The organism is Streptomyces corynorhini, from assembly GCF_003346515.1.
Classification (GTDB): domain Bacteria; phylum Actinomycetota; class Actinomycetes; order Streptomycetales; family Streptomycetaceae; genus Streptomyces; species Streptomyces corynorhini.
In genome coordinates this window covers 1-14,916 of sequence record NZ_QQNA01000169.1, presented here as the reverse complement: position 1 = coordinate 14,916, position 14,916 = coordinate 1, and the positions used below count along the sequence as shown (strand labels likewise).

At 71.9% G+C, this 14,916-nt stretch carries 14 protein-coding genes and 1 pseudogene; 5 read left to right on the top strand and 10 right to left on the bottom strand.

Going from position 1 to position 14,916, the window contains the following annotated elements; translation table 11 throughout:
- On the bottom strand, nt 1-439 hold a 439-nt coding region (locus DVH02_RS21090), incomplete at its 3' end, for an SMI1/KNR4 family protein (protein WP_147286099.1).
- Nucleotides 440-658: 219 nt separating this feature from the next.
- Here DVH02_RS21090 and crcB (DVH02_RS21085) point away from each other — a divergent pair.
- Genes crcB (DVH02_RS21085) through crcB (DVH02_RS21075) form a run of 3 tightly spaced genes read left to right on the top strand, consistent with a single transcriptional unit; the run spans nt 659 to nt 1,850 of the window.
- Entirely contained in the window at nt 659-1,135 is a 477-nt protein-coding gene (gene crcB, locus DVH02_RS21085; RefSeq protein WP_114625390.1) for a fluoride efflux transporter CrcB, read from the top strand.
- Nucleotides 1,132-1,479: a DUF190 domain-containing protein gene (locus DVH02_RS21080; RefSeq protein WP_114625389.1), complete on the top strand. Its 348-nt coding sequence runs from the start codon at nt 1,132-1,134 to the stop codon at nt 1,477-1,479. Before crcB (DVH02_RS21085) ends, DVH02_RS21080 begins: the two co-directional genes overlap by 4 nt.
- Nucleotides 1,476-1,850, top strand: coding sequence for a fluoride efflux transporter CrcB (gene crcB, locus DVH02_RS21075; protein WP_114625388.1), 375 nt, complete (start codon nt 1,476-1,478; stop codon nt 1,848-1,850). Before DVH02_RS21080 ends, crcB (DVH02_RS21075) begins: the two co-directional genes overlap by 4 nt.
- 123 nt (nt 1,851-1,973) lie before the next feature.
- On the opposite strand, the gene eno is transcribed toward crcB (DVH02_RS21075), so the two are convergent.
- The 4 genes from eno to glnA form a co-directional block, all read right to left on the bottom strand.
- Entirely contained in the window at nt 1,974-3,266 is a 1,293-nt protein-coding gene (eno, locus tag DVH02_RS21070; RefSeq protein ID WP_114625387.1) for a phosphopyruvate hydratase, read from the bottom strand.
- A 5-nt stretch (nt 3,267-3,271) separates the two neighbouring features.
- Complete coding sequence (locus DVH02_RS21065) at nt 3,272-3,856, bottom strand: inorganic diphosphatase (RefSeq protein WP_114625386.1); 585 nt, start codon at nt 3,854-3,856, stop codon at nt 3,272-3,274.
- Between the two features lie 142 nt (nt 3,857-3,998).
- Complete coding sequence (locus tag DVH02_RS21060) at nt 3,999-5,111, bottom strand: bile acid:sodium symporter family protein (protein ID WP_114625385.1); 1,113 nt, start codon at nt 5,109-5,111, stop codon at nt 3,999-4,001.
- A 265-nt stretch (nt 5,112-5,376) separates the two neighbouring features.
- Complete coding sequence (gene glnA / locus DVH02_RS21055; protein WP_114625384.1) at nt 5,377-6,786, bottom strand: type I glutamate--ammonia ligase; 1,410 nt, start codon at nt 6,784-6,786, stop codon at nt 5,377-5,379.
- Nucleotides 6,787-7,039: 253 nt separating this feature from the next.
- On the opposite strand from glnA, the gene DVH02_RS21050 reads away from it, so the two are divergent.
- Nucleotides 7,040-7,507 carry an RDD family protein gene (locus tag DVH02_RS21050; RefSeq protein ID WP_114625383.1) on the top strand — a complete coding sequence of 156 codons (468 nt, stop codon included), beginning with the start codon at nt 7,040-7,042 and terminating at the stop codon, nt 7,505-7,507.
- 181 nt (nt 7,508-7,688) lie between these two features.
- On the opposite strand, the gene DVH02_RS21045 is transcribed toward DVH02_RS21050, so the two are convergent.
- The 4 genes and pseudogenes from DVH02_RS21045 to lipB all read right to left on the bottom strand — a co-directional run.
- A complete protein-coding gene (locus DVH02_RS21045; RefSeq protein WP_114625382.1) occupies nt 7,689-8,387 on the bottom strand; it encodes a DUF4191 domain-containing protein in 699 nt (232 codons plus the stop codon).
- A 10-nt stretch (nt 8,388-8,397) separates the two neighbouring features.
- Nucleotides 8,398-8,601, bottom strand: coding sequence for an SCO2195 family GlnR-regulated protein (locus DVH02_RS37255; RefSeq protein WP_114625392.1), 204 nt, complete (start codon nt 8,599-8,601; stop codon nt 8,398-8,400).
- A gap of 367 nt (nt 8,602-8,968) precedes the next feature.
- Nucleotides 8,969-9,934, bottom strand: coding sequence for a lipoyl synthase (locus tag DVH02_RS21035; RefSeq protein ID WP_114625391.1), 966 nt, complete (start codon nt 9,932-9,934; stop codon nt 8,969-8,971).
- Between the two features lie 418 nt (nt 9,935-10,352).
- Nucleotides 10,353-11,147 (bottom strand): annotated as a pseudogene (gene lipB, locus DVH02_RS21030) (lipoyl(octanoyl) transferase LipB); the annotation flags it as partial.
- A gap of 416 nt (nt 11,148-11,563) precedes the next feature.
- On the opposite strand from lipB, the gene DVH02_RS21025 reads away from it, so the two are divergent.
- The gene (locus DVH02_RS21025; protein WP_114625381.1) at nt 11,564-13,111 is read left to right on the top strand and encodes a regulator; all 1,548 of its coding nucleotides are present in this window, start codon (nt 11,564-11,566) and stop codon (nt 13,109-13,111) included.
- A 304-nt stretch (nt 13,112-13,415) separates the two neighbouring features.
- Here the strand turns inward: DVH02_RS21025 and DVH02_RS21020 are convergent, their stop codons facing one another.
- On the bottom strand, nt 13,416-14,750 hold the full coding sequence (locus DVH02_RS21020; protein WP_233518354.1) for an NAD(P)/FAD-dependent oxidoreductase: 1,335 nt from the start codon (nt 14,748-14,750) through the stop codon (nt 13,416-13,418).
- Between the last annotated feature and the right edge of the window lie 166 nt (nt 14,751-14,916).

Below are 14,916 nucleotides of genomic sequence, written 5' to 3'. Positions count from 1 at the left end.
GAGGTCCTGCTCGACCCGGACGGCGCAGATAGGCCGCCCACTCCCCGTCGGCGCTCACCTCGTCCGGGTCGAGCAGGACCTCCGTACCGTCCGAAGCGTCTGAAACACCCGAAGCATCCGAAGTGTCCGATCCCGCGGACAACAGCAACGCCCTGCTCCACCTGTCGCCGCCGTCCCCGTGGCGCCGCACCCCGTCCGCCGTCCCCAGCAGCCGTATCCCCGTACCGGCCGCCCGCCAGCCGTCGGTGGTCGCCAGGAAGGAGCGGTACGTCGGCGGCAGCGCCATGCCGAGCCGCGCCTCCAGCGCGGCGACGCGCTCTTCCCCCGCGGGCGCGAACCCCAGGGCGCCCGCACCGTCCTCCCGCCCCAGCACGGCGGGGGAGCCCGTCCAGTCCGCACTCCACCGCTCAAGGAACGGACGCCAGTTGTAGGTCTTCATGCGGTCATGGTGCCAGCGGCCACTGACAATCGACGCGCCGCGGTTCGCGACGGCCCGCACCTCGGCGCTAATGTGGACCCACGGCGGCCCCTCGCGGGCGGCCGTACGGCGGTGGGGCCCGCCGTACCCGAACCGCGGTGCCGTCGCCGCCAACGGTCCCTACTTGCGAGGAAGCGTGCCCGGACCAGGCTCCGGCGCACCTGCGAGTAGGAGAGACCCATGCCCAGGGGACGACACCTCCGGCCGGGATTCCCCCGCCCCGGACACCCGCGACGCAAGCCGCCGCGCGAACGCGTACGCGACCAGTGGCGTCCCGTCGCCGTCGTGGCGCTGGGCGGCGCGATCGGCGCCTCGGCGCGCTACGCCGCGTCCCTCATATGGCCCACCGCCCCGGGCGCCTTCCCTTGGACGACGCTGATCGTGAACGCCGCCGGATGCGCGGTGATCGGGGTGTTCATGGTGGTGATCACCGAACTGTGGCGGGCGCACCCGCTGGTACGGCCGTTTTTCGGCACCGGCGTCCTGGGCGGATTCACCACCTTCTCCACCTACGCCGTGGACATCCAGCGGCTGGTGGCCGACGGCCGGGCACGCACCGGGCTGGCTTATCTGGGACTGACCCTGATCGCCGCGTTCTGCGCGGTGTGGGGTGCGGTGTGGCTGACACGCCGCGTACTGACGTGGAGGCAGACATGACCAGGCTGACAGGTACCGCGCTGCGCGTGACGATCTTCGTCGGGGAGGCCGATCTCTGGCACCACCGGCCCGTCTACACCGAGATCGTGCACCGCGCGCACGCGGCGGGACTCGCGGGAGCCAGCGTGTTCCAGGGCATCGAGGGGTTCGGCGCGTCCTCCCTGATCCACACCCAGCGGCTGCTGTCGCTCAGCGAGGACCTGCCGGTGGCGGTGGTGATCGTGGACACCGAGGAGAAGGTACGGGCGTTCCTGCCGCAGCTGGACGAGCTGGTCACCGAGGGTCTGGTGATCCTGGACGACTGCGAGGTCATCCGGTACGTGGGCCGGGGTGACGCGGAGTGAACTGGCTGCTGGTGATCCTCGGCGCGACCGTCGGCGCCCCGCTGCGCTATCTCACCGACCGGTCCGTGCAGCGCAGGCACGACTCCGTCTTCCCGTGGGGGACGCTCGTGGTCAACGTGGCGGGCTGTCTGATCCTCGGACTGGTCACGGGCGCGGTCACGGCGGGCGCCGCGTCGTCCCGTACCCAGCTGCTGCTCGGTACGGGGCTGTGCGGGGCGCTGACGACGTACTCGACGTTCAGCTACGAGACGCTGCGGCTGGCCGAGGACGGCGCCCGGTTCTACGCCCTGGCCAATGTGGCGGCGAGCGTGGCGGCCGGTCTCGGCGCGGTGTACGCGGGGGTGGCGGTGGCCGGGGCGGTGTGGCCGTAACGCGGTAATGCGGTACGCCGTAAACGCCGCAGCGTCGTAAACGCGGTAACGCCGTAACGCCGCAGCGTCGTAACGCCCCGCCTCCGCCTCCGCCTCCGCGGGCCCCCGGGACCCGGGGACTCCTCAGGCGCCCGGGGCCCCGTCCGCCGCCACGGCGAGCCCGAAGGGCAGCTCGGGGTGGGCGTCGGCGATCTCCAGCAGCCGGTTGTACTTGGCGACGCGCTCCCCCCGCGCGGGGGCGCCCGACTTGAGCTGCCCGCAGCCCGCGCCGACGGCCAGGTCGGCGATGAACGCGTCCGTGGTCTCACCGGAGCGGTGGGAGACCATCTGGGTGTAACCGGCGCCCCGGCAGACCCCGATGGCGGCCATGGTCTCGGTGACCGTGCCGATCTGATTGACCTTGATCAGCGCCGAGTTCCCGACGTTCCGGCCGATCGCCTCCGCGATGATCGCTGGATGGGTGACGAACAGGTCGTCGCCCATCAGCTGGACCCGGTCGCCCAGCCGCGCGGTCAGCCGCTCCCAGCCCTCCCAGTCGTCCTCGCCGAGACCGTCCTCGATGGACCAGACGGGGAAGCGGTCCACGATCTCCTCGTACCGGTCGATGAGCTGGTCGGAGGTCAGCTCCTCGCCCGCGACACGGTAACGGCCGTCCTCCGTACGCAGTTCGCTCGCCGCCGGGTCCAGCGCGATGGCCACGCCGTCGCGGCCCGGGGTGTACCCGGCGTCCGTGATGGCGGCGACCAGCTCCCGCAGCACCTCCTCCGGCTGGTCGAGGGCGGGCGCGAAACCGCCCTCGTCGCCCAGCCCGACGGCATGGCCCCCGGCGGCGAGCCGCGCCTTGAGCCGTGCGTAGACCTCGGCCCCGGCGCGTACGGCGTCGGGCAGACCGGCGGCGCCGAGCGGGGCGATCATGAACTCCTGGAAGTCCAGGTTGTTGGATGCGTGCACCCCGCCGTTGACGACGTTGAAGTGCGGCACCGGCAGCAGGGGCGGCGCGCCCGCGAGCGCGGCGATGTGCTGCCACAGCGCCCGGTCGTACTGCGCCGCCTCCGTACGGGCCGCGGCGAGCGAGACGCCGATGATCGCGTTCGCGCCCAGCCGGGACTTGTCCGGGGTGCCGTCGAGGTCGATCAGCGTGGCGTCCACCTCTTCGAGCGAGGCGAAGCGCTGCCCGGTCAGCGCCAACGCGATCTCACCGTTGACATGGGCGACCGCCCGCCGAACGCCCTGCCCGCCGTACCGCTCCTCGTCCCCGTCGCGCAGCTCGACGGCCTCCCTGGACCCGGTGGAAGCGCCGGCGGGCACCCCGGTCCTTACCCGCAGCCCGCTGTCGGTCTCCAGGGTGACGGAGAGGGTGGGCCTGGCCCGCGAGTCGAGGATCTCGACGGCGTGGAGGCGCGCGATACGGAGCACGGCGGTCAGCTGCCCGCGCCGGGGTGCGCACCAGCGCCGGGGTGCGCATCGGCTCCGGGGTGCGCCACCGCTCCCGGGTGCGCCACCGCTCCTGGGTGTGCCCGGGAGCGCGCCCGGGACGCCTCGATCTCCGCGTACGCCTGTTCGCGCCCCTCCCAGTGGGAGCCCTCGACCGATTTGCCGGGCTCCAAGTCCTTGTAGACCTGGAAGAAGTGGGTGATCTCCAGCAGATCGAAGTCGGAGACGTCGGTGATCTCCTGGAGCGCGGAGTGCCGGGGGTCGTCGGACGGTACGCACAGGACCTTCTCGTCCGGCCCCTTCTCGTCGCGCATCATGAACATGCCGAGGGCCCGGCAGCGGATCACACAGCCGGGAAACGTCCGCTCGCCCACCAGCACCAGCGCGTCCAGCGGGTCACCGTCCCGGCCCAGAGTGCCCTCGATATAGCCGTAGTCGGCCGGGTAGCGGGTGGCGGTGAACAGGGTCCTGTCCAGCCGGATGCGCCCGGCGGCGTGATCCATCTCGTACTTGTTGCGCGACCCCTGCGGGATCTCCACGGTGACGTCGAACGCGGTCGGACCGGATGCCATGACAATCGCCTCCACACCAGCATCCGACCACGCATCGCGGTGGCCCGCAGCTCGCACGGCATCCGGACGCACCGACACGGCGCCCGCGCGCCCCCCGGCCGTTCCCGAGCGCACGCCCCGCCGCACTGCCCGCGCGTCTCGACTACGAGGAGGAGCCGCTGCTTCCGGTACCGGCTGAGGTCCCGCTCCCGCCACCCGCGCCCGCGGCGTCCACGGCGTCTCCCTGAGGCGAGCGCCCCGCGGGAACGGCGGAGGGCCGGCCGACCGCGTCGGTCCGCCGCGCCCGGTGCGCCATCCAGGCGGCCACCAGCGCGCCCGACACGTTGTGCCACACCGAGAACACCGCGGCGGGCAGCGCGGCCAGCGGGCTGAAGTGCGCGGTGGCCAGCGAGGCGGCGAGCCCCGAGTTCTGCATGCCGACCTCGAACGCCATGGCCCGGCTCGCGGGCGGCCCGAGCCGGGCCAGCTTCCCCGCGCCGTAACCGAGGGCCAGCCCGAGACCGTTGTGCAGCACGACCGCGACGAACACCAGCAGAGCGGCCGACTTGATCGCCGCCGCGCTCCCGGCCACCACCACGGCCACGATCACGGCGATCGTCACCGCCGACAGCCACGGCAGCGCCCCCAGCGCCCGGTCCACGTACCGCCCGGCCAACAGCCGCACCGCAAGACCGGCCAGGACCGGAAGCAGCACGGTCTTCAGGATGTCGGTGACCATGGCGCCCGCGTCGACCGGCAGGAACTCACCCGCCAGCAGCAGCGTCAAGGGCGGCGTCACCAGGGGCGCGAGCACCGTCGACACCGTGGCCACCGACACGGACAGCGCCACATCGCCCCGCGCCAGATAGGTGACCACGTTGGACGAGGTACCGCTCGGCGCGCACCCGACCAGAATCACCCCCGCCGCCAACTGCGGCGGCAGCCCGAGCCCGTTCGCGATCAGCCAGCCGAGCCCCGGCATGATCACGTAATGAGCCACCAGCCCGAGCCCCACGGCCCAGGGCCGTTTGGCGACCCCCTGGAAGTCCTTCGGCGTCATGGTCAGACCCATGCAGAACATGACGATGCCGAGCAGGTACGGGACCGACGTCTTCCATTCCGCGAACGCCCCAGGCAGCACCAGCCCGAGAGCCCCCGCGACCAGCACCAGCACGGGAAACACGGTCACAGCCCGCTTGGCCGCCCGATCGGCGGCGCCACCTCCGGCGGGAGAACCGGATCCGTCTTCGCGTTCGCATTCGTCTTCTGATCGCACGGCGCGATGCAACGCCTCACGGGCGCGCTCCGCAACACCGTCTCGGCATATGACCACAAGCACGGCGCCCGGCCCGCCCGCGGACCAAACGGCACGGCGGGATCCGGCCTGCCGGGGTGGCCACGTACCGCCGAACACCGGCCCTCCCGCAGACCGCGTCGCGCACCCGGCCCGGCCCCTCGGGAGTACTCCACACGTGCGTGAGGGCCGCCACCCCGGCCAGGGGTCAGCGGCCCTCACGCTCCGGCCTGCGCGACCTTGCGGTTTAGATGTCGAAGTACAGCTCGAACTCGTGCGGGTGCGGGCGCAGCTGGATGGGGGCGATTTCCTTCGTGCGCTTGTAGTCGATCCAGGTCTCGATCAGGTCCGCCGTGAAGACGCCGCCCGCCTGGAGGTACTCGTTGTCCGCCTCCAGCGCGTCCAGGACGGCGGGGAGGGAGGTCGGGACCTGGGGGACGCCCGCGTGCTCCTCCGGGGCCAGCTCGTAGAGGTCCTTGTCGATCGGCTCGGCCGGCTCGATCTTGTTCTTGACGCCGTCGAGGCCCGCGAGCAGGAGCGCGGAGAAGGCCAGGTACGGGTTGGAGGACGGGTCCGGGGCGCGGAACTCGACGCGCTTGGCCTTCGGGTTGGAGCCCGTGATCGGGATGCGCATCGCGGCGGAGCGGTTGCGCTGCGAGTAGACCATGTTGACCGGGGCCTCGAAGCCGGGGACCAGGCGGTGGTACGAGTTGACCGTCGGGTTGGTGAACGCCAGCAGCGACGGGGCGTGCTTGAGGATGCCGCCGATGTAGTAGCGGGCGGTGTCCGAGAGGCCCGCGTAGCCCTGCTCGTCGTAGAAGAGGGGGGTGCCGCCCTGCCACAGGGACTGGTGGACGTGCATGCCGGAGCCGTTGTCACCGAAGATCGGCTTGGGCATGAAGGTCGCGGTCTTGCCGTTGCGCCAGGCGACGTTCTTCACGATGTACTTGAAGAGCATCAGGTCGTCGGCCGCGGCGAGCAGCGTGTTGAACTTGTAGTTGATCTCGGCCTGGCCCGCGGTGCCCACCTCGTGGTGCTGGCGCTCGACCTGGAGGCCGGACGCCTCCAGCTCCAGGGAGATCTCGGCGCGCAGGTCCGCGAAGTGGTCGACCGGCGGGGCGGGGAAGTAGCCGCCCTTGTAGCGGACCTTGTAGCCGCGGTTGTCCTCGACCGCGCCGGTGTTCCAGGCGCCGGCCTCGGAGTCGATGTGGTAGAAGCCCTCGTTGGCGGTGGTGTTGAAGCGCACGCTGTCGAAGACGTAGAACTCGGCCTCGGGGCCGAAGTACGCGGTGTCCGCGATGCCGGTGGAGGCGAGGTACGCCTCCGCCTTCTTGGCGATGTTGCGCGGGTCGCGGCTGTACTGCTCGCCCGTGATCGGGTCGTGGATGAAGAAGTTGATGTTCACGGTCTTGTCGCGGCGGAAGGGGTCCACCCGGGCCGTCGACAGGTCCGCGCGCAGCGCCATGTCCGACTCGTGGATCGCCTGGAAGCCGCGGATCGACGAGCCGTCGAAGGCCAGCTCCTCGTTCGGGTCGAACGCCTTGGCCGGGATCGTGAAGTGCTGCATCACGCCAGGCAGGTCGCAGAACCGGACGTCGACGAATTTCACGTCCTCGTCCGCGATGAACTTCTTGGCATCGTCGGCGTTCTGGAACATCCAGCTCCTCCTCCTCCCGTCCCGGGGAGGGGCGGGGGTTATCGGTCGTGCGGCCAGTGCGGTGGCACACGCTGGACCCGACCATAGGTTTCCGGGATTTCTCCAGCATGACCCATTTGTTTCGCCGAAGTTAACCAGCCTGGGTGTGCGCCCGGCGTACGACGGCTACGCACCGGTACCCCCGCACCCCCTTCCCATGCCTGTCGGCAACCCCGTTCCCCTTGCGCGCGCACGGCCGCAGTACCGTGGTCGGGTGGATAACAGGCAAGCAATCGGATCGTGGCTCTCCGGACCGCGCGCCGCGGCCGAACAGATGGGCGTCGACTTCGGCTACCGGGGTGAACGGCTCGGTCTGCCGGAGCACGGCCCCGGCTCCATCGCCCCGCTCGGGCGGCGCTTCGGCGCCCTCTTCGTGGACTGGGCGCTCTGCATGCTGATCGCATACGGACTGCTCTCCGGCGGTGACTGGCAGGCGTCGGGGAACTGGGCGCTCGCCGTCCTGCTCGTCCTGAGCCTGCTCACCGTGGGGACGGTCGGCTTCACGCCGGGGAAGCGCCTCTTCGGCCTGCGGGTCGTCGCCGAGAACGGCGAGCGGATCGGGCCGGGCCGCGTGCTGGTCCGCAGCGTACTGCTCTGCCTGGCCGTCCCCGCGCTGGTCTGGGACCGCGACGGACGCGGTCTGCACGACCGCCTCGCGCGGGCCGTGCAGGTCCGGATCTGAGTCTGGGCCGTGCGGGTCCGGATCTGAGCCGGGGAGACGTAGGGGCGCGGGGGACGGTAGGAGCGCGCGGAGACGCGGGAGGACGCGGGAGCGCGCGGAGACGTAGGAGAGGGCGGTACGGAACTCCCGTTCCGTACCGCCCTCTTGTCACATACGTGTGTCGCTCACATACGCGTGAGACTCAGCGCGCCTTTCCGCCGCGCGGCATCCGCATCCCCTTGGGCATCGGCCCCTTCGGCAGCGGCATGTTGCTCATCAGGTCGCCCATCGCCCGCAGCCGGTCGTTGGCCGCCGTCACCTGCGGCCCCGCCAGGACGCGCGGCAGCTTCAGCATGGTCGTACGGACCTTCTTCAGCGGCACCTGGCCCTCGCCGTCACCGACGATGATGTCGTGCACCGGCACATCGATCACGATGCGCGCCATCCGCTTCTTCTCGGCGGCGAGCAGGCCCTTCACCCGGTTCGGGTTGCCCTCGCCGACCAGCACGATGCCCGCCTTGCCGACGGCCCGGTGGACGACGTCCTGGCTGCGGTTCATCGCGACCGCGGGTGTCGTGGTCCAGCCACGCCCCACGTTCTCCAGAACAGCCGCCGCGGCGCCCGATTGGCCTTCCATCTGGCCGAAGGCCGCGCGCTCGGCACGGCGGCCGAAGACGATCGCCATCGCGAGGAACGCCAGGATGAACCCGAGGATGCCCAGATAGATGGGGTGGTTGATCAAGAAGCCGATCGCGAGGAAGACACCGAAGGTGACGATTCCCACACCCGCGAGGATAAGTCCGACTTTGGAGTCGGCTTTCCGGGTCATCTTGTAGGTGAGGGCGATCTGCTTCAGTCGCCCCGTGTTCGCAGCAGTGTCTGCGTTTTCCTTCCTCGCCATACCCGGAAGTTTACGTGGCGTGGGAAGTGGCGTCCGACACCGCCTCCAGTACGTGCTGCGTCTCGACCCGGTCCCTGGCCCGGCTGCGGTCCTCCAGGACGGCTGTCCAGGCGTTCCGGCGCGCTGTGCGCTGGCCGCTGCCGAGCAGGAAGGTCTCCATCGCGCGCAGCGCGCCCGAGAGGGAGGGGAGCGGCGGAAGCGGGAGCGGCGGCAGGGCGCCCGCGGTACGGGAGGCGGTCGCCACGGCCTGGGAGACGGAGCCCCTGGCGGGCGCGCCCGCGGTGCGGTGCGCGGGGGCGTTCGCGGTGTCGTGTACGGGTCGTACCGGCGCGACCTGCATGGTGGCGGTCCCCTCGCAGAGGTGAAGGCGTGAGCGCGTGTGCGCGGTGCGTGAATCCAGGGTCACCCACTGGTGTTACCAGGGCGTGACCGACCGGTCAAACGCGAATGAAACCCTGACGCGCGGGCGGATTCGGGCCCGTGAGCGCCGGAGCGGCCCGTACCACCGCCCCCGCCTGCGGGGGAGTGGACGGGCCGCTCACCGCCATGAGTTACTGGCGGGTAATCTCTTGTGTCCGGATTCACACGGCCTGGCCGGCCACCGTCACGCCCCGCCGCTCGTTCGCCTGCTGGTACAGCCGGCCCGCGCGGTACGAGGAACGCACCAGAGGACCCGACATCACGCCCGAGTAGCCGATCTGGTCGGCCTCCTCCTTCAGCTCCACGAACTCCTGCGGCTTCACCCAGCGCTCCACCGGGTGGTGCCGGGGGGAGGGGCGCAGATACTGCGTGATCGTGATCAGTTCGCACCCGGCGTCGTGCAGCTGCCGCAGCGCGTCGCTGACCTCGGCGCGCTCCTCGCCCATGCCCAGGATCAGGTTGGACTTGGTGATCAGCCCCGCCTCACGGGCGCGCGTGATCACTTCGAGGGAGCGCTCGAACCGGAACCCGGGACGGATCCGCTTGAAGATCCGCGGCACCGTCTCCACGTTGTGCGCGAGCACCTCGGGACGGGACGAGAAGACCTCGGCCAGCTGCTCGGGCACCGCGTTGAAGTCGGGGATGAGCAACTCGACCTTGGTGTGGCCGCTCTCGCGGTCCGCCGTCAGCGCGTGGATCTGACGCACGGTCTCCGCGTACAGCCAGGCACCGCCGTCCGCCAGGTCGTCGCGGGCGACACCGGTGATCGTGGCGTAGTTCAGGTCCATCGTGACGACGGACTCACCCACCCGGCGCGGCTCGTCGAGGTCCAGCGCCTCCGGCTTCCCGGTGTCGATCAGACAGAAGTCGCAGCGCCGGGTGCACTGCTCACCGCCGATGAGGAAGGTGGCCTCGCGGTCCTCCCAGCACTCGAAGATGTTGGGACAGCCGGCCTCCTGGCAGACCGTGTGCAGTCCCTCGCTCTTCACGAGCTTCTGGAGCTGCTGGTACTCGGGACCCATTTTCGCCCGGGTCTTGATCCACTCGGGCTTGCGCTCGATGGGGGTCTGGCTGTTCCGGACCTCCAGGCGCAGCATCTTGCGTCCGTCGGGTGCGACAGCGGACACGTCCGGCACCTCTCTCTGCTGGCGCGGCATTCGATTCTTCGGCGAACACCAGGTTACGCCCGTTATTTGCGTGGCATTACGTCTGGCCAACCCGCGGCCAATGGGGCGCATTCCCCCGGCGCTTTCCCCCGGCGCTCGCGCCGAGGCGCGGGACAGGGGCAAGGGGCAGGGCTCCGTGGGGCTACGACCCCGCGCGCTCCGGCTCTCGCCGCAGTTCGCGCTCCGGTCCGTGCTCCGGTCCGTGCTCCCGTTCGCGCTCCGGTCCGTGCTCCGGTCCGTGCTCCCGTTCGCGCTCCCGTTCGCGCTCCGGTCCGCGCTCCGGGCCGTACTTCCGTCCGTTCTCCGGTCCGGGCTCGGTTCTGTACCCCTGAGTGCTCTCCCGAGGGCCTTCCCCCGTGCCTTCCCCCGCGCCTTCCCGGGCGCTCTCGCGCTCGATCTCGCGCGGTGTCGGATCCGCCTGTTCCAGCACGTCCCGCAGGTGCCTCTCCAGTACGGGAACGACCTCCTCGACCGTCACCTCGCGGCCCAGCTCGTACGAGAGCGAGGTCACGCCCGCGTCCCGGATACCGCAGGGCACGATCCGGTCGAACCAGGTGTTGTCCGGGTTCACGTTCATGGCGAAGCCGTGCATCGTCACGCCCTTCGCCACCCGGATGCCGATCTGCGCGAGCTTGCGGTCCTCGCGGCGCTGGCCCGCGTTGGAGGGCGCGTACTCCGGCCCGTTCAGCCGCGGGTCGAACTCCTCGTCCGTCACCCGGGGGTCGAGGTCCAGCTCCAGCCCGCCCACCGCGGGCCGCTCCGCCACCGGGTCGCCGAGCACCCAGACCCCGCTGCGCCCCTCGACCCGGGTGGTCTCCAGACCGAAGTCGGCGACCGTACGGATCATGGCCTCTTCGAGGCGGCGCACATGCGCGACGACATCGACGGGACGCGGCAGCTTCAGGATCGGGTAGCCCACCAGCTGGCCGGGGCCGTGCCAGGTGATCTTCCCGCCCCGGTCCACATCCACGACCGGGGTGCCGTCCAGCGGACGCTCACTGTCCACCGTGCGCCGACCCGCCGTGTAGACGGGAGGGTGTTCCAGCAGCAGACAGGTGTCCGGGATCTCGTCGGCGAAGCGGGCCGCGTGCACCCGGCGCTGCTCCTGCCATGCCTCCCGGTACTCGACGCGATCCGCGCCGAACCCCAGATGGATGTACCGCAGCTCACTCACGCCCGTGCCTCCCTCACCACTTCACCGCGCGCCACAGGCGCCCCCGCCACTGTACGGCGGCCCCCGAAGGGACGGCCGGGCAGGTGGGGTCAGGGGCAGTCCCGCGGGCGTTCCCGCGGGGCTCCCGGGCGGACCGCGCGGCGGTCCCGGGGCCGGGTGACGAGATGGGTACCGAAGCGGCCCGGAACGCTCCTGAGGCGATCCGAATCGGTCCTGAGGCGATCTGGAACAGTCCTGGGGGCATCAGGAACAGCCTCCGAACGGTCCGGTCACACCGGGGTCAGTCACGTCGACACTGCTCACACGATCGAATGAATGTTGGGCAAAGGTGGTGGCCGGAGCGGTCCTGGCTACTAAATTCGCGCCGTTCCATGAGGGCTGCTTCCGGGCCCGGAAGGCAGGAGACCGTACAGCTGATGTCGGAACGACCTCCGCAGCGCATCCCCAACCGCCAGCTCGCCGCGCTCATCTCAGAAGCCGGATTCTCCAACGCGGGGCTCGCCCGGCGGGTGGACCAGCTCGGCCTGGAGCACGGCCTCGATCTGCGGTACGACAAGACGTCGGTCACACGCTGGCTGCGCGGGCAGCAGCCACGCGGCACCACACCCGCACTGATCGCCGAGGTCTTCACCCGCCGGCTCGGCCGTCGGCTCTCCGCCCAGGACCTGGGACTCGACGCCTGTGCGCCCGTCTACGCGGGGCTCGAATTCGCGTCCAGCCCGCAGGAGGCCGTCGACATCGTCGGCGGCCTGTGGCGCAAGGACTCCGGCAGCCACAGCGAACTGCGCAAGATCGCGTTCACTCCGGCGGGGCTGGTCGTGCCCAGCCGCGACTGGCTCATCGGCCGCCCCGACGAACGCGTCGGCCACCCCGGGCCTTCCGCCGTGCGCGGCGGCGGCGCCAGGGTGCCCGCCCAGGGGCGTACGGGCGCCGGTGCGGGCCCCGGCCGCCCGGCGGGGCGCAGAGGCGCGACGGGTGCGGGAGGGGCGGCGGGATCCGTCGCCGCTCCCGCACCCGTGCTCCCCACCGTCCCCAGACAGCGCACCGAACGCGCCGCCGGTCAGAAGGTCACCTCCGGCGACATCGACGCCCTGCGCTCGGTCGGCGACCTCTTCCGCACCCTCGACCAGGCGTACGGCGGCGGCCACGCCCGGCAGGCCCTCATCCGCTACCTGGAGCACGAGGCCGAGCCGATGCTGCGCGGCACGTACGGCGAGACCACCGGGCGCAGACTCTTCGCCGCCGCCGCGGATCTGACCCGGCTGGCCGGCTGGACCTCGTACGACATCGCCGCGCACGGCCTCGCCCAGCGCTACTTCGTACAGGCCCTGCGGCTCTCCCAGGCGGCCGGGGACCGCGCGTACGGCTCGTACGTCCTGATCACCATGAGCCGCCAGGCCGTCTACCTCGGCCACGGCAGGGAAGCCGTCCAGCTGGCCCGCGTGGCCCAGCAGGGCATCGGCGGTTCCGCGCCGCCGGTGGTCCAGGCGCTGCTGCACTCGGCGGAGGCGCGCGGCCACGGGGTACTCGCCGACGCGCGCGCCTGCACATCGGCGCTCGTACGGGCCGAACGCGCCCTGGAGACGGCCAGGCCCGGCGACGACGCGCCGCACTGGGCGCGCTTCTTCGACGAGGCGCAGCTCGCGGACGAGTTCGGGCACTGCCACCGCGACCTCCAGCAGTACCGCAGCTGCGTCCAGCACGCCGAGCGCTCCCTCCAACTGCGCGCCGCCGCGTTCGCGCGCAGCCGCCTCTTCTGCCGCGTCGTCCTCGCCTGCGGACGGCTGGGCCTCGGCGAGCTGGAGCAGGCGTGCGCGCTGGGCGCGGAGGCGGCGCAGCAGGCCACGGAGATGCGGTCCGCGCGGGCGGTGGAGTACGTACGGGACTTCGAACGCCGCCTGGAGCCCTACCGGAACGCGGCGGCCGTACGGACCTACCGCGACCGGGTCGCGGCGATCGGCTGACCGGGGTTGAGCCGGTCCCGCCCGGGGGTGGTCGACACCCCGAACGGGACCGGAGTCGTGGTCGGCGGCTCCGCCTGGGCCTGTCCGGCACATGGCGCCGTGCGCCCTTAGGGCGGGGCTCGCGGCGTCTGACGCACCGCACTCGCTCCGCTCGCACCGCCTCGGCGCTCTGATGCGTCGTCCGGATGCCGAGCGCTCTCTCACGAGGCGGAGGATCGTCCTCGTACGGGACGTACGCGGATGACTCCGACCACGCGGCGCGCGCGTGCGTGCCGGGCGTCGCGAGCCAGGCGGGCAACACGCCCTAAGCGACGGCCGTCAGCGGCACCGGTTCCCGCGCCGGGCGTACGCCCAGATCGCGCAGGATCGCGTGGGCGGCGCGGCGGCCCGAGAACAGCGCCCCCTGGACCGTGTTGGTGTCCCGGTGGTCGCCGCACACGTACAGCCCGGACAGCAGCCGCACCGGACGGCGCAGATCGTGCGGCGGCGCCATGGCGGGCACCGCCTCCGGATCGTGGTGGAGCGCCAGCAGCTCCCACTCGTCCGTCGGCGTCCCGTACAGCCGCGCGAGATGCGTGCGCACCGCGCGGTCCAACTCGGCGGCCGGGCCGGGATCTCCGAGCACCGTCGACGAGATCAGCACCCGGCCCTCGGGCGCGCGCGAGGGGTCGACCGCGCTCATGACCGCCGTGTGCGCGACCGGTCCGCTCCGGTCCGCGTCCAGCAGCAGCGTCGGGTCCGCCAACGGGGCGGCGGGCGCGGTGTGGTGAAGCACCGTCACGGCGTGGAAGTCCGGCACGCGCAACCCCGGCAGCAGCTCGGCGGCGGCCCGCGCGCCGGTCGCCAGCACGAGCGAACGGCAGCCGATCTCGCCGTGCTCCTTGGTCGTGACGTTGTTGATCGAGGTGTCCGTCACACAGACGTCCGTATGGACCGTGCCCTTCGGCAGGGTCCGCGCCAGCAGCTCGGGCAGCGTCGAGGCGCCGCCCGCCGTGACGCAGAGCCGGCCGCGCGCGAACGCCCGCAGCGCCAGGTCCGCGCACCGGCTCGACGTGCCGAGGTCCGGGTCGCACAGCAGCGCGGACAGCAGCGGCCGTACGAAGCTGTTGACCGTCCGCGCGGGCAGCCCCCGCGCGGACAGCGCCTCCAGCGCCGTGCGCTCCGGCCGGGCCAGCAGCCGGTCCGTCGGCGTCGCCGCGAGGCGGCCCAGGGAGGCGATCAGCCGGGCCTGGTCGAGCGCGCCGCCGAGCGGTGGTCGGGGGGCGCTCGCGAGGGCGCGCGCCACGGTGAGTGCGCTCCGTGCGCTCCCGACGGCGCCCGTGCGGTAGTTGCGGCCGTCACTGTGCACGAGGACGCCCGGTGAGAACATCCGGACGGCGGCGCCCTCCAGCCCCGGAGTGCGCAGCAGCTCCGGGTACGAGGTGGTGAGCAGCCGTCCGCCCCGGTCGAGGCGGAAGCCGTCCACCGTGTCGGTGGCCATGCGGCCGCCGACGCGCGGGGCGGCCTCCAGCACGGAGACGGTGACGCCCGCGCTGGTCAGATGATGAGCGGCGGACAGCCCCGCGAGGCCCGCTCCGATGATGACGACGTCCGCGTGGTGCGCGCTGTGGTGCGCGTTGCTGATGGCGGTGCTGAGCACGTGCCCCTCCCCGAGGTCGGCGCGGCTGGTGAGGCGGCGGGCGAGGGCGGATGCCCGCACCAGGCCCTGAAACGCCCGAGTCCACGCTGAGACTAGGGAGCGGAGGGGGGCGGGGCGGACGCGCGCGGGCGGGGTCACCGATGCATGGGGGCGCCCGGACATGCGC